This is a genomic window from Thermodesulfobacteriota bacterium, assembly GCA_040756475.1.
Lineage (GTDB): Bacteria > Desulfobacterota > Deferrisomatia > Deferrisomatales > JACRMM01 > JBFLZB01.
The window spans coordinates 46557-60640 of the sequence record JBFLZB010000005.1 but is presented as its reverse complement, the minus strand read 5'-3'; the positions used below and the strand labels follow the sequence as shown (position 1 = coordinate 60640).

Genomic DNA, 14084 nt, shown 5'->3' with positions numbered 1-14084 from the left:
GGTAGGACTCCAGGAACCAGGCGTCGTCAAGGGGACCCGCGCCTGCGTCCACGGGCCGCGCGATCCCCGAACCGGAGGCGAGCTCCGCCAGGGAGACGGCGCGCCGCTCCGAGGTGGGCACGTCGATCACGGCACGAGCCGGACCGGCGAGGCCCGCCCCCACCAGGAAAACCGTACCCGCAACGACTGGCCATGTTCTGTGGTTCATGGTCGCCTCGAACCGCACATCGGCCGCCTGACGGCCGGGTCGCCTGGGAGAAGACCGTCTTCTACCACGCAAAGGCCCCGGCCGGAAACCGTCGGGGGTGGCGGACCGGCCCCGCGCCGCGGCTCCGGCGAACTCGTCATGCCCTCCCCCGCGGTCTCCCCGAGCGCCTTGGCCTCCGCCGGGAAACCCTTGCGTAGAGACTCGCACGGGCAGTGGACCGGTAGAGCCACAGGCGCAGGCGCAGCCATAGGGACCCCCGTGCCCTGGGTTCGAAGCGGTTGACGAGAAAGCCGATGCGCCCCGCGGGATTGGGCCCCCTGTCCAGGGTGTACACCCGCCGGATGCCCGCCCTCCTCGCGCAGTCCAGGGTCACCTCGTCGTACTCCCCCCAAGGAAGGCACAGCTCGTCCCGGGTCCCGCCCAGGCGCTTCTCCAGCTCCTGCCGCGCCCGATGGAGCTCTTCCAGGGTGCGCTCGATCCTGCGCTCCTCCCCTTCCCATCCTCCGCCCTCCGGACGGACCGTCTGAAACCCCCGAGCCTGGTCGGAGAGCTCCCCCGACACCGCGGCCGCCCCCCGCTCGGCGATGTAGGCCTCCCCCCCCCGGGCCGCGAGCCACTCCGCCAGGTGGTCCCGCAGGGCGGGATCGTCGTGGTAGAGCCGGTGCGCCAGGGCCGAGCCCCGGCGGTACCGGGGAATTCCCAGGCGCTCGTCTCCCCCGGTGCACTGGACCAGCGACCAGTGGCGTTTGCCGTGGGTGCCGAGGTGGAACCCCACGATCTCGTCCCCCACCCACCCCATGGCGTGGGAAAAGGAGTGGGACTGCACCGTCACGAGACCCGACGCCTCCAGGGCGGCGAGCTCCGACCAGCGCAGGAAGGCCGGATGAGCCCCTCCGGTGCGGGCCGCCTCCCCGTGAGCCCGGTTCCCCGTCACCGGAGAACCCGGCACCCCCCCCGCGGGCCGGGGTGGGCCTTCGCCGGCCCGGGACGCAATGGCGAACACCACAGCCCGCACGCCGTGCTCTCGCAGGAGGGGGAGACCGTGGGTCCAGAGGTCGGCAAAGCCGTCGTCGAAGGTTAGCAGAAAGCCTCGAGGCGCGGAGCCAAGCTGGACAGGGGCGAGACTTGGCAGCCCAGAGGAGGCCAGCGCGCGCAGGTGGGCCGAGAAGGACTCCGGCCCCACCCCTGCTCGGGGGCCCAGAGCGTGGTAGGCCAATACGGGGATGCTCACGCCCACGAACTCAGGTGCTCCGGCCGACGGGCGGAAGGGCTTGGAAGAACCCCGCCAGGGCGTCTGCGTTCTTCTCGTAGCTGAATCGGTCTTGCGCGTCCCGCCGGGCGGCCTGTCCCAAGGGTGCCAGGCTGCCCCGTCCGCCTTCCAGAAGCCCCTTCAGGACCCGGCCCCAGCCCTCGGATCCCTTGATCAGGCATCCGTTTTCCCCATCCCGGATCACCTCGGCGTTCATGCCCACGGCGTCGGCCACGGGGACGACCCCCGCCGCCATGTACTGGAGCACCTTGTAGCTGCACTTGCCGAGGTCGAAGGGGGAGGCGCCGTCCAGGGGCATGAGGCCAAGATCGAAGCCCGCGACCTGGGCTTCTTGGTGCTCCAGGCTCCAGGGGACGTTCTCCACCGCCAGGTCCGGGGCCGAGAACGCGCCGTCCGAGACGACTCGCAAGACGAAGTCGTGCCGGCGCCGGAGCGCGACGAGCTCCGGGACAATTTGCTCCAAGCTTGACAGGTTTCCCTTCCCGCCGATCCAGCCCAGCACCCAGGGCCCCGCCGCTGCACCGTAGTCTCGCAGGGGAACATCCGTGGGGACGGGAGACGGGTAGAGGAGGGTCGGCTTGCCGGCATCGCGTGCGGGCACGAGGGAGGCCAGGTATCGGTTCCCGCAGGTGACTGCCGCTGCCAGCCCCAACGCCCGCCGGAACTTCCGCTCCCGCACCGGGGACCGGTATGAACCCCGCTTGAGGTCCTTCCGAAAGCAGATGGCGTCGTCGAAGTCGAACACCAGGGGCACCGGGCACCGACGCCAAAGGAGGGCGTCGAGCCAGTTGGGCAGCTTCTTCTGGAGCCATACGGCGTCATACCCCCGAGCCCTCCCGAGCAGCGCCGCCAGGCCTGCGAACCCCTCGGGGTAGGGTACGGCCTCTGCCGCTATCCCTCGCTCTGCCAGGTGGGGCAACATGGCGGCGATCCGAATCCGCGAAGACGCCATGCGCCGGTCCTGGATCACGCACAGGAGCCTCACTCCGCCACCTCCCGGTAGAGGGCCTCGACCGCCGCCACGTGGCGCCCCTGTTCGTGGCGCTCGGCCGTCTCCCGGGCCGCCCTGTGCACGCCTTCCTGAGCCAGCAGGTCCTTCACCGCCGCCGCCAGCTCGCCTGCGGCCACGGGCAGGCCGAGCACGACCCCCGCCCCGCTTCCGGCAGCCACGTCGGCCGCGCCGTCGCCCGAGGTCGTCACCACCGGGGTGCCGCAGGCCAGGGCCTCCAGGCACACGTTGGCGAAGGGATCGTAGCGGGTGGGGTGCACCAGGGCGTCGGCCGCCCGGTAGAAAGGCGCCGGATCGCCTGCGGGGCCGAGGAAGTGGAGCCGCTCTCCGACCCCCAGCGCCGCGGCCTGCTCCCGGAAGGGCCGCGGATCGTCGCCGCCGGCCACGGCCAGGTGCGCGCCCGGCAGGTGGGGCAGCGCTGCCACTGCCTCGCCGAGACCCTTGAGGGCGAAGTTCGTGGCCACGAGGAGAAGGATCCTCGATTCCGCCGAGAGGCCGAGCCGCGTTTCCAGCGCCCGGCGGTCCGCCTCCCGCCCCTCCGGCCGAAAGTGTTCCACGTCCACGCCGTTGGGAATCACCCGCAGTCGCCCCTCCACCCCGGGGTAGAACCGGGCGATCTCCCCGGCGACCCAGCGGGAGGGGGCGACCACGGCCCGGAGCACCGGGGAGGAGAAGAGCCGATCTTCGATGGCGAGCACGGTCCGATCGTAGAAGGTGGGTCTGGGGCTGCCCTTCCGCTCCAGGTAGGCCCGGTGGACCCCGCCCCCGGCCCGGTGCACGGTCTGGAAGGTGGTCTTGCCGAACCCCTGCACCACGTCGAAGCGGTGCCGCCCCACCCGCCGCCCGGCCGCTTCCCCGAAGGTCCAGGTCTTCAGCGCGCGGCCCAGGGGCAGGGCCGGCACCGGGTGCCAGCGCACTGCGCCGGGCAGATCCTCGGCACGCCGGGCGAACAGGTGCACCTCGTGCCCCCGGGCCGCCAGGCCCCGGGCCAGGTTCCACGCATAGCGCTCCGCGCCCCCCGAGCGGTCGAACTTGGGCTGGACCAGGGCAAGCTTCACGGGTCCCTCCACCCCAGGACGCTTCGGGTCCAGCTCTCGAGCTCCCGAAAGACGCGGTCGGGGGTCAGCCCCGTGAGGCACGCAAGCTCCTTGGGGCAGGTCTTGAACCGGCAGGGCTGGCACTCGAGGCCCAGGGCGAAGTGGGTGTGCTCCGGAGCAGGATGGGTCCAACCCTTGTTGGTGGCCCCCATGATCGTGAAGCTCGGCACCCCTACCCCCACCGCCACGTGACGGGGTGCGGAGCAGTTGCCCAGGTGCAGGTCGGCGGCCGAGACCAGCGCGGCCATCTCCCGCAGGGTCGTGGGCGGCGACTTGACCGCCCGGCCCCCCGAAACCGCCACGACCTCGTCGGCCACCGCCTCCTCGCCGGGTCCCCGAAGCACCAGGGGCACGGCGCCCAGGTGCTCCTGGATCATCCGGCACAGCGCCCCGTAATGGGGCGCCGGCCACTGCCGCATGGGGCGGCGGTGGCTCGGGTCCACCGTGACCAGCCGCCGCAACCGCCCCCCCAGCCACTCGTGCCTGCGCGCCTGGGCCCACTGCTTCTCGGCGGGGCTCAGGAAAACCTCCGGCCGGTCCCAGGCGCTCTCGATGCCCAGGGGGCGCAGGAGCGCCTTCTTGTGCTCCACCGCCCACCCGCTCGGCCGCACCCGGTGGGTGTAGAGAATCCCCCTGCCCTTCACCGGAAAGGAAACCCGAACCCGCGTGCCCGAGAGAAAAGCGAGCAGGGCAGACCGGGGGTTTGCCATGAAGTCGAGCACTGCATCGAACCGTTCTCGCCGAAGCTCCCGGGCCACGCGAAGGGTCTCGCGCCAGCCGCCCTTGCGGTCGCTCACGATCACGCGGTCGATGTGGGGATTCCCCTCCAGGAGGAGGTGGCTGGGCGCCTCGGTGAGGAAGACCACCCGGCAGCCCGGCCGCTCCTCCTTGAGGATGTGGGGAATGGGCGTCGTGAGCACCACGTCGCCGATCTGGCGAAGCTGGATCACCAGGAAGCGCTCACCCACGACCCAACCCTCCCGCGCCCGCCGGGGACCGTTCTCTCTGCTCCCGCTCCGGGAGTCGCGCGATCGAAAGCAGGGACTGCACCTCGCCGGCGACCCGGTCGGGCGCAATCTCGTGGACCGCCTCCCCCGGCACCCCGACCAGGGACCAGTGGGGGGCTCCAGCGGGCGCCACGCATCGTAGTGGAACTCCCGGCACAAGGCCACACAAGGCGTTCGCACCGATGCGAGGGCGAGGTGCAGGACACCGGTGCACGGGGAGACCAGAACACCCATCTTCGCCAAGAGGTCCCGAAGCCCCTCGCAGAGCAGGATCGGGGGCCCCCGTCCTGCCTCCGAAAGCCCGCCCCCGGGCGAGAGCCGAGAGCACGGTGTCCGCGACCCGGCCCACCCGCTTCTCCGCACGCCGCATCCCTTCGCTAGCACGTGCCACGGCTTCCCCTCTCTCCCGGTCCCGGGCCCCCCGATTCCTCCAGGGCCCGGACGGCGGCGTCCCGGACACTGCCCACCGGGATCTCCGCCAGGCAGCGGTGGTGCCCCTCGGGGCAGCGCTCCCCGCCGTGCAGGCTGCACGGCCTGCACGGCAGGGCCTGCTCGAGCACCACGTCCCGGGGGCCGAGGGGGTAGAAGCCGAAGCCCCGCACCGTGGGCCCGAAGAGGGCCACCGCGGGGGTGCCGACGGCGTTGGCCAGGTGCAGGGGCGCCGAGTCGTTGCTGACGAGGACCCGGGCCTCTTCCAGAACCGCCGCGGTTTCGAGCACCGAGGTCTTCCCGGCCAGGTCTGCTCCCCGCTCGGCACCCAGTATCGCGGCGCAGAGCTCCCGGTCCCCGGCCCCCCCCACGAGCACGGGAAAGAACCTTGGCGCCGGCCCCGAGAGCTCGCGGAGCAGCCCCTGCCAGTGCTCCCGGGGCCAGGCCTTGGTGGGCCAGCGGGCCGAAGGAGCCAGGGCGACCACGAGCTCTTCCGGCCGGCGGCCCGCCTCGGAGAGCAGGGATCGGGCGCGGGTGCGCTCGGCGACCCCCGGATACAGCCGGGGGAGCCTGCGAATCGGGGGCACCCCCAGGGGTGCCATTGCCTCCAGGTACCGGTCGACCACGTGGACCTTGCCCAGCAGTCCGGGTCTTCCCAGTGCGACCGCCACCCTTCTCCTCAGGCTTCCCTTCGCGTAGCGGGTCCAGCGGGGGCTCGGAACCAGGAACCGCAGCAGGCGGGTGCGCAGGTTTCCGTGGAGGTCGACCACCCCGTCGTAGCGCTCGGAGCGCAGGTGCCGCGCCAGGGCCGCGAGACCCTGGGCGGGGTCCCACTCCACCACCCTGGCCACCCCCGGGTTCTCCTGGAACACGCCGCGAAAAGCGGGCTTGGTGAGGACGTGCACCTCGGCATCGGGGCGATCCGCCCGCAGGGCCTCCACCGCCGCCGTGGCGAGCACCACATCGCCCAGCGACGAGAATCGAATCAGGAGAATCTTCACCTTTCCAGCTCCCGGTACACAGCCAGGTTACCCTCGACCACGGCATCCACTCCGAGCCGCTCCCGCCTCCCTTGGCCGAGCGGATTTCCATCTGTTGCACGGGTGACGGCGCGCCACGAAGTCCACCCACTACGTCGGGGCGAAACGGCGCCTCGTCCCTCTCGGAGGGATGCCAGCGCCGACACCGCAGGGGCAAGGTCAGCGGCCTCCCAGCAGGGCCGCGGCGGCGTCCGCCACCGCCGACGCCGGGATCTGCTCGACACAGCGCGCGCTGGGGTAGCGGCGGCACACGTTGTCCACGCACGGCGCACAGGGCAGGCCCGTCGCGCGCACGACGCGCAGCCGACTGCGCTCGAAGGGCGCCGTGTTGGCCTCGTCGCCGGCACCGAACAGCACCACTACCGGCGTGCCGAGCGCGCTGCCCAGGTGTGCGAGGCCGGAGTCCACCGACACCACCAGTTCGGCATCCGCAGCCACGCGGGCCAGGGCCTGGAGGTCCGTGCGCCCGGCGAGGTCGATGACCCGCCCGGGGCGCCGCAGGTTGGCGGCCAGCTCGGCCGAGCGGGCGGCATCCTTGGCGGCTCCGGTGAGCACGAGGCCAGCGCCCAGACGATCCACGAGGAGCTGGCCGATCTGCACCCCAAGTTCGACGGGCAGGCGTCGGGATGGCGCCTCCGAATGAATATGGAAGACCACACGCGGCTCGGCCTCGGGCCAGGGCAGCCCGGCACGCACCTCGGCGGCCGGCGGCCGGAGGCGAACGCGCGGCGGGACGTCGTCGGCGCCCGGGACCAAGCCACAGTACTCTTCCACCCGGTGCAGCCCGCGGGGCTTGACCGGGGCGCGGGTCAGAAGCAACGAGCGCAGCTCTTTGCGGTAGCCCGTGCGCCGGGGGACGCCCACCAACAGCCCGAACAGGGCCGTGGAAAAGGAGTCGGGCAGGCACAGGTAGTGGTCGAAGGGCCCCTGGCGCGCCAGCCGGCGGGCGAAGTGGACCAGCCCGGCCAGCCGTCGGGCCGCGGGGGGCAGCGGGTGAACCCGGTGCAGGCCGGGGATGAGGCGGGCCAGGTCGGCCAGGTGCGCAGGGGCCACGGCCTCCACCCGGGTGCCGGGGAAGCGCCGCCCGAGGCACTCCACCGCCGCCGAGCTCATGACCAGGTCGCCCAGCCAGTTGGGCAGGCGCACCAGCCAGGTGGAAGGCGCGGCCGCGGTCATGCCGGCACGGAACCCCCGGGCAACCCGCCCCGGGCTTCCGCTCACGCCAGGAGCTCCCGATACACCGCCAGGTTGCCCTGCACCATGGCGCCGACACCAAAGCGGTTGCGCACGCGCTCCTGCCCGGCCGAGGCCAGGCGCGCGGCGAGTGCACCGTCCTCCAGGAGCCGCAAGACGGCCTCGGCCAGGGCCGCGGGGTCCCGCGGCGGCACCAGAAGCCCGTGAACCCCGTCCTGGATGATCTCGGGGATGCCGCCGGTCCGTGTGGCCACCACCGGTTTGCCGGCCAGAAGTGCATCCATGACGATGGTCCCCAGGCCCTCCAGGTGGGACGACATGACGAACAGATCGAGGGCCTCCATGATCGCATCCACGTCGTCGCGAAACCCGGTGAACACCAGGTGCCGCCCAAGGCCCAGGCGCCGCGCCTGCTCCTTGAGGGGCGCTTCGAGCTCGCCCTGGCCGACGATCACGCAACGCACTCGTGGAACGCGCTCCAGCACCCGTTGGAGGGCATCGACGAGGTAGGTCTGGCCCTTGTGGTCCGCCAAATGGGCGATGTTGCCTACCAGCGGCTGGTCGGGAGCCACGCCCAACTCGCGCCGAAACGCCGCAGCCGCCCCGGCATCCGCCGGGCGCGGCAGCACCCCGCTGGGCACCACCCGCAGGCGCTCTTCGGGTATCCCGAAGTCGCGCAGGATGTCGGCGATGGCCTGGCTGATGGCGATCCAGCGCGCCACCCCGCCGTACTTCCAGCGGTTGACCGGGTGGCGCGGGGGGACGAAGTCCACGCGCCGGGTGGCCACCAGGTTGCGCGCGCCGGCCAGCCGGCAGGCCAGCAGGGCGAGCATCTGGGCGTGGGAGCTGTGGGCGTGCACCAGGGAAGGCCGCAGTCGGCGGATGCGCCGCGCCAGAGCCCAGGCCGAGAGCACATCCCACTCGCCGCGCAGGGGAGCTCCGGCGGCGGGCAGGCCCTGGGCAGCACAGCGGCGCAGCAGCTCGCCACCAGCCGAGCACACCAGGCGGCTGTCCACGCCCCGCTCCAGCAATCCCCGGTGCAGGTAGAACACCTGTTGCTGCCCCCCGCGCCAGGTACGGCCGGTGTCGATGTGGAGCACCGCCCCGGGCACCTCGCCTCCCGCGGCTGGGGGGCCGCTCACCGCGCACCCTCGTCGTGCCACGGACGGCGGGGACCCACGCGCTCGGCTTCCCACAGCTTGGCAAACTTCAGGAACACATAGACCGCGGAAAGAGCGGACACAAGGAAGCCTGCCGCGCCGTCCCGGAACCCCTGGCGCAGCACATACTTCTTGAAGAACTCCAGGGGCGGGCGCAGGAGCAGCGCCGCCCAGGAAAAACGCCGTCCGCGCGCGGCGTGCTCCCGCGCCAGAACGCTGGTGAAGGAATTGATGGTGGCCAGATGATCGCTCAGATCGTCATAGGTGTAGTGCACGATCTCGCCGCGCAACCGGCCGCTGGTGCCGCGCAGTTCCACCGCGTCGTGGGGATTGACCCCGCCCCAGCGCCCCGCCTGGCGCCGGAACAGGCGCACGCGGTACTCCGGGTACCAGCCCGAGTGGTCGATCCAGCGCCCCAGGTAGTGGACGTGGCGCGTGATCCAATAACCGTCGTGCTGCGGTCCGCGAGCCAGGAGCACCTGAATCTCGGCGGCCAGCTCCGGCGTCACCCGTTCATCGGCATCCAGGCACAGCACCCATTCGCCGTGCGCCAGGTCCAGGCCTCGGTTCTTTTGGGCCACGTGTCCCGGCCAGTCGGTCTCGACCACCAGGTCGGCGATCTCGCGGCAGATCTCCAGGGTGCCGTCGGTACTGCCGGAATCGAGCACCACGACTTCGTCGCAGAAGCGCACGCTCTCCAGGCAGCCTCGGATCTTCTCTGCCTCGTCCTTGCAGATGACGGTGGCCGACAGACGCGGCCTCCCGTCACCCGAAGCGCTTGGCGGTTGGCGGTTGCCGGTTGGTAGCCGTCCCCCGCTCGACGTCTCACCTTTCACTTCCGCCGCCTCACGTCACCCGTCTCCCTCTTCCCACGCCGTCGCCTCTTCGATGAGCATCACGGGAATGTCGTCTTCGATCCGGTAGCGCAGCCGGCAGGCGCGGCACAGGAGCGCCGCCTCCGCTTCCCGGTATTCCAGTTCCCCCTTGCACTGGGGGCATACGAGAATTTCGAGCAGGTCGGGGGGGAGCGCCATGGGGAACCTCCGAGGAACAGGGGGGACCGGGGACAGGGATCGGGGGTCGGGAGGAGGCAGGGACCGAGGCACGACCCCGGTCCGGGGCCCTACCCGCTCCGCAGCAGCAGATACAGGGTGGCCGCGTAGAGACCGAGCCACGCACGCCACTCCCGATGGACGTTCCACATGCGGCGGGGATCGTAGGCCGCAGGGGGTGGGGGCCAGGCCTTCAAGTTTGGTAGAAATCTTGGCACTTCTTTGCAATACTCGAAAAACGCATCTCCGTACCTTTCCACGAGGCGCTTCTCCTCCTTGCGCACCAAGGCGTGGTACACGGGCACGAAGAGGAGAAGAAACAGCCCCACGAGCCACAGCCTTCCGCCCATCACCGCCACCCCGAGACCCATCAGGAAGTTCCCCACGTAGAGCGGGTTGCGGGTCAGACGGTACGGGCCGCCGGTGGTCAGCTCCTCGTTCTTGACGATGGTTCCGGACGCCCAGGCCCGCAGCGCCGCCCCCGCCAGCGCGAGCCAGCATCCCCAGAACACGCTGGCCGTGCCGGGCGAGGCGAAGAGCAGAAACGCCGCTCCCGCCCCAAATCCCCACTGTACCCGCCGCCGCACCACGTTGCGGAAGAACCACGTGGTTTCGTCCACCCTGCCGATGTCGTTCACCGCTTCGACTCCCCTTTCGCACTTCGCGACAAGTTCGAACCCCTATTCCCATTTGGCAGTGCCAGGATCTCCTCCACCGCGCCCGCCAGGTCGTCCGCCACCACGTCGGGCTTGCTGTCCCGGACCGCCAGCTCCGCCTGCGTTCGCACGCCGTACCCGGTCCGGACCAGGGCGCCCCGGCACCCGGATCGCCGGGCCAACTCCACGTCGGCGGGCTTGTCCCCCACCACCCAGGAAGCCTCCAGGTCGATTCCCCACTCCCCGGCGGCACGCCGCACGAGACCGTCCCGGGGCTTGCGGCAGGGGCACTCCCCGGTGGTGTCGGGGTGGTGCGGGCACACGTAGAATCCTTCGAGGGAAGCCCCTTCCGCCCGGAGCCGCCGAACAAGCTCCCCGTGCGTCCTCTCCACGAAGGCCTCGTCGAAGTACCCGCGGGCCACCCCGGACTGGTTGGTCACCACGAGCCGAAGGTACCCGGCCTCGCCCAAGCGGCGAAGCGCCGCCGCCACCCCCGGCAGGACCTCCAGGTCCTCCAGGCGGGAGAGGTAGCCCACCTCCCGGATGAGGGTCCCGTCCCGGTCCAGGAAGACCGCCCGCCTCACAGCGCGCGCCTCACGGGGCCAGCCCCCCCGGCAGGCGCCAGCGCCGGTGCACCCAGAACCACTGCTCCGGACGCCGCCGCACCGCACCCTCGATGGCCGCGTCGAAAGCCTCGGTGTACTCCCGGACCCGCTCCTCCCGGCTCCCCTCCACCGGCGACGCGAGCGCCGGGTACAGGCGGATCACGTGCCGTTCCCCCACCCGCTCGCCGAAGCCGGGGACCACGGGGGCTCCGCTCTTCAGGGCCAGGAGCGCCAGCCCCTGGTTGGTGGCCACGGGCTGGCCGAAGAACCGGCTCACGACGGCCTCGCGGCTGGAGGCGCGCTGGTCCATGAGAAAGGCCACCACCGCACCCTCCTTGAGCGCCCGGAGCACGGGCCGGACCGCGTGCCGGTGGTGGATGAGCGTGCCTCCGAAGGATTCCCGCAGGCGCGTCACCCGGCCGTCGATCAAGGGGTTGGCCTGCCGGCGTCCCACGGCGCAGAAGCGGTAGCCCCGTGCCGCGAGGCAGAGCCCCGCGAGCTCCCAGTTCCCCAGGTGGGCCGTCAGCGTCAGGGCACCCCGGCCGCCGGCGAGGGCTTCGTCCAGATGCTCGAGCCCCTCGAAACGGCAGCGCGCCAGGAGCTCCGCCCTCCCGGTGCGGGCCAGCCCCAGGGACTCCACGGCGGTGGTGCCCAGGTGCTCGAAGTTGCGCCGCACCAGGGCGGCAACCTCCCCCTCTGTCCACTGCGGAAAGGCGCGACGCACGTTCTCCCGGGCCACGCGCCGGTGCCGGGCGTCCAGCGCGTGCCACGCCCGCCCCAGCCAGGCGCCGGCTCGGCATCGCCCCTCCCAGGAGAGTCGGGCGGCCGCTCCCTCCAGCAAGCGAAAGGCCCCGTACTGCCCCCGGTGGGCCTGCGTCGGCCGCACCCTCACACCTTCACGGCGGGGTCGAAGAGGCGCCGGTACTCGTCGAGGCAGCTCCGGTCGGTCATCGCCGCGATCCGGTCGCACACCGCCCGGTGGAGCCCCTCCTTCTCCGCGCGTGCCCGGGACTCCCGGTCCAGGAGTCCCGGGTTGGCCAGGTAGGCCCCAAAAAGCTCCCCCAGGAAGCGCTCGGCCTTGAACCCCATCGCTTCCACCTTGGGATGGCGGTAGAGGCGCGCGGCGAGGAACTCCTTGAGCTCGCGGTTTCGGGCCTCCATCTGCGCCGAACGCACAGCCAGCCGCCGCCCGGCCCCGCGCACATCGTCCAGGGTCTTCGCGCCCGCGTCCTCCAGGGCCTGTTTCGTGGCCTCGGCCAGGTCGCCCATCATCCACCCGATCAGATGGCTGATGGCCTGGTACACGGCCCGCCGTCCGCCCAGCCCGGGATACTTGGCCTGGACCCGGTCCCAGGTCTCCCGCCAGAGGCGCACCTCCATCAGCTCGTCGAGGGAGATGAAGCCGGCCTCCAGGCCGTCGTCGATGTCGTGGTTGTTGTAGGCGATCTCGTCGGCCAGGTCGATGAGCTGCGCCTCCAGGGTGGGCTGGGCCCCCAGCTCGTACCCCTCGAGCCCTTCGGTCCTCGGGGCGTCCCAGCTCGACGAGTGCTTGACGATGCCTTCGCGCACCTCCCAGGTGAGGTTGAGCCCCGGGAAGTCCGGGTACCGCTCCTCCAGAAGCGTGACGACCCGAAGCCCCTGGAGGTTGTGCTCGAACCCCCCGTGCTCCGCCATGAGCCGGTCGAGCACGTCCTCTCCCGTGTGACCGAAGGGCGTGTGCCCCAGATCGTGGGCCAGGGCCAGGGCCTCGGCCAGCTCCTCGTTGAGGCCGAGCCGGCGGGCGAGCCCCCGGGCGATCTGGGCCACCTCGAGGCTATGGGTGAGGCGGGTGCGGTAGTAGTCGCCCTCGTGGTTGACGAACACCTGGGTCTTGTACTCCAGGCGCCGGAAGGCGGCGCTGTGGATCACCCGATCCCGGTCCCGTTCGAAGGCCGGACGCCCGTCCTTGGCGGGCTCCGGGTGCTCCCTGCCTCGGGTGCGGGTGCTTTTCGCCGCGTAGGGGGCGAGATCGGTGCGCTCGCCCCGGGTGCCCTCTTCCATGCCGGATCATCCCCTGTCCCTGCCTCGCCGGGCCCGCGCCGCGGATAAGCCAAACAGGCTAGCAGAGCCGCGGGAGAAGGGGCAACGCCCAAACCGGCATCCCTCGCGCGGGGGCTCGAGCCGACCGTGACCGAGCTAAGGCGCGCTCTCGCCGAAGACCCTGGCGAGGAGGCGATCCAGGGGCATCCGCTCCTCGAAGTCCGCCTTCGCGGCCTGGAAGTCGTAGGGAGCCCCCCGCTCCCCGAGCTCACCGGCGAGATCCCGGACCTGTTCGGCTTCCAGGCGCAGGAGCTCGCCCCATGGCGCCTGGGCAAGCCACACGGGGGCGAGATCTTCGTCCAGAAAGGCCACGCGCAGCCGCTCTTGGCCCCCGAGCCGCTCCAGGAGCCCCAGATCGCCTTCGTCCGAGAGATCGAAGTAGGCCTCGCCGGCAAGCTCCCCCACCCCGCTCGCGAAGCACCGCAGCACCAGACATGCCACCGGTCCGTCCGGCGTTCGCCCCTGGGCCCAGCCCACCTCCACCAGCGCCTCGGCCTTTCGCAGGTCCGCCAGGAGATCGCCGGTGGCCTTGACCACGAGCGCCGCCTCGGGCCCGCTTCCGAGATCGAGCTCCAGGCACACGACGGCGAAGTCCCTCTCCCGGAGAAACCCTTTGACCTCTTCGCCCACCTTCACGGCGCCCACAACCTCCTCGGCACGGCCGCACGCCCCTCGGCGTCGCGGAAGAACCTCGTCAACACCTGCGTGAACTCTACCGGCCTCCCCACGCACAGCATGTGGTCGGCGCCCGGCAGGAGCGCCAGTTCGGCGCCGGGCACCGCCTGGGCCAGCCTTCGCTGGTGGGAGGGGGGTGCGAGCCAGTCCCGGCCTCCGCCCACGACGAGGACCGGGACGGTCAGGCGCGCAACCTCGGCCCTCAAGTCCAACCCGGCCAGCGCCCGATACAGGGAGAGCATGGTGGGCCGGTGGGCGCGCCGCACCATGGCTGCCACCGCGGCCCTGCCCGCCGGGTCACGGCTGTAGCGCCCATATCCCCACTGCACCGACCGGGCGAAGACCTCCATGGCCAGACGCGGCGCCAGCAGGCCCCAGACCTGGGCCACGGCGCCCCGTGCCCCCCTGCCCCAGCAGGGGGAGGAACAGCAGACCGCGAGGCTGCGCACCCGCTGGGGGTGGCGCAAGGCCAGGAGGAGGGCCAGCGTGCCGCCCATGGAGTAGCCGGCCACATGGGCCGCCCCCGTGCCCCGCTCGCGCAGCCGTGCGGCGAGCCAGTCGGCATAGTCCTCGGGGGTGCGCCGCGCCGGGTCCAGGGGGGGC

The 14084-nt window shown here is 71.9% G+C and carries 16 protein-coding genes; all 16 read right to left on the bottom strand.

Annotation, left to right across the window (positions count from 1 at the left end):
• Positions 1–208, bottom strand: a 208-nt coding sequence (locus AB1578_01650; GenBank protein MEW6486604.1) for a hypothetical protein, incomplete at its 3' end; no start/stop codon positions are given.
• 136 nt (positions 209–344) lie between these two features.
• A complete protein-coding gene (locus AB1578_01645) occupies positions 345–1445 on the bottom strand; it encodes a polysaccharide deacetylase family protein (protein ID MEW6486603.1) in 1101 nt (366 codons plus the stop codon).
• A 4-nt stretch (positions 1446–1449) separates the two neighbouring features.
• The gene (locus AB1578_01640) at positions 1450–2463 is read right to left on the bottom strand and encodes a glycosyltransferase (GenBank protein ID MEW6486602.1); all 1014 of its coding nucleotides are present in this window, start codon (positions 2461–2463) and stop codon (positions 1450–1452) included.
• A complete protein-coding gene (locus AB1578_01635) occupies positions 2460–3545 on the bottom strand; it encodes a glycosyltransferase family 4 protein (protein MEW6486601.1) in 1086 nt (361 codons plus the stop codon). The genes AB1578_01640 and AB1578_01635 overlap by 4 nt, the downstream gene beginning before the upstream one ends.
• Positions 3542–4552 (bottom strand): glycosyltransferase family 9 protein, encoded by a 1011-nt coding sequence (locus tag AB1578_01630; GenBank protein ID MEW6486600.1) that lies wholly within the window; start codon positions 4550–4552, stop codon positions 3542–3544. Before AB1578_01630 ends, AB1578_01635 begins: the two co-directional genes overlap by 4 nt.
• A 416-nt stretch (positions 4553–4968) precedes the next feature.
• Positions 4969–6021, bottom strand: a complete 1053-nt coding sequence (locus AB1578_01625) for a glycosyltransferase family 9 protein (protein ID MEW6486599.1) — start codon at positions 6019–6021, stop codon at positions 4969–4971.
• 198 nt (positions 6022–6219) lie between these two features.
• Positions 6220–7281, bottom strand: coding sequence for a glycosyltransferase family 9 protein (locus AB1578_01620; GenBank protein MEW6486598.1), 1062 nt, complete (start codon positions 7279–7281; stop codon positions 6220–6222).
• The gene (locus tag AB1578_01615; GenBank protein MEW6486597.1) at positions 7278–8396 is read right to left on the bottom strand and encodes a glycosyltransferase family 4 protein; all 1119 of its coding nucleotides are present in this window, start codon (positions 8394–8396) and stop codon (positions 7278–7280) included. Before AB1578_01615 ends, AB1578_01620 begins: the two co-directional genes overlap by 4 nt.
• Entirely contained in the window at positions 8393–9250 is an 858-nt protein-coding gene (locus tag AB1578_01610; protein ID MEW6486596.1) for a glycosyltransferase family 2 protein, read from the bottom strand. Before AB1578_01610 ends, AB1578_01615 begins: the two co-directional genes overlap by 4 nt.
• Before the next feature lie 15 nt (positions 9251–9265).
• Positions 9266–9448, bottom strand: a complete 183-nt coding sequence (locus tag AB1578_01605) for a Trm112 family protein (GenBank protein MEW6486595.1) — start codon at positions 9446–9448, stop codon at positions 9266–9268.
• 89 nt (positions 9449–9537) lie between these two features.
• Complete coding sequence (locus tag AB1578_01600) at positions 9538–10104, bottom strand: isoprenylcysteine carboxylmethyltransferase family protein (protein MEW6486594.1); 567 nt, start codon at positions 10102–10104, stop codon at positions 9538–9540.
• The gene (locus AB1578_01595; protein ID MEW6486593.1) at positions 10101–10706 is read right to left on the bottom strand and encodes an HAD family hydrolase; all 606 of its coding nucleotides are present in this window, start codon (positions 10704–10706) and stop codon (positions 10101–10103) included. Before AB1578_01595 ends, AB1578_01600 begins: the two co-directional genes overlap by 4 nt.
• A gap of 10 nt (positions 10707–10716) precedes the next feature.
• Complete coding sequence (locus AB1578_01590) at positions 10717–11613, bottom strand: lysophospholipid acyltransferase family protein (GenBank protein ID MEW6486592.1); 897 nt, start codon at positions 11611–11613, stop codon at positions 10717–10719.
• Between the two features lie 2 nt (positions 11614–11615).
• Positions 11616–12767 (bottom strand): deoxyguanosinetriphosphate triphosphohydrolase, encoded by a 1152-nt coding sequence (locus AB1578_01585; protein ID MEW6486591.1) that lies wholly within the window; start codon positions 12765–12767, stop codon positions 11616–11618.
• A gap of 135 nt (positions 12768–12902) precedes the next feature.
• Positions 12903–13442: a hypothetical protein gene (locus AB1578_01580; protein MEW6486590.1), complete on the bottom strand. Its 540-nt coding sequence runs from the start codon at positions 13440–13442 to the stop codon at positions 12903–12905.
• The coding region (locus tag AB1578_01575) for an alpha/beta hydrolase (protein MEW6486589.1) at positions 13439–14084 on the bottom strand (646 nt) is incomplete at its 5' end. The genes AB1578_01575 and AB1578_01580, both read right to left, overlap by 4 nt.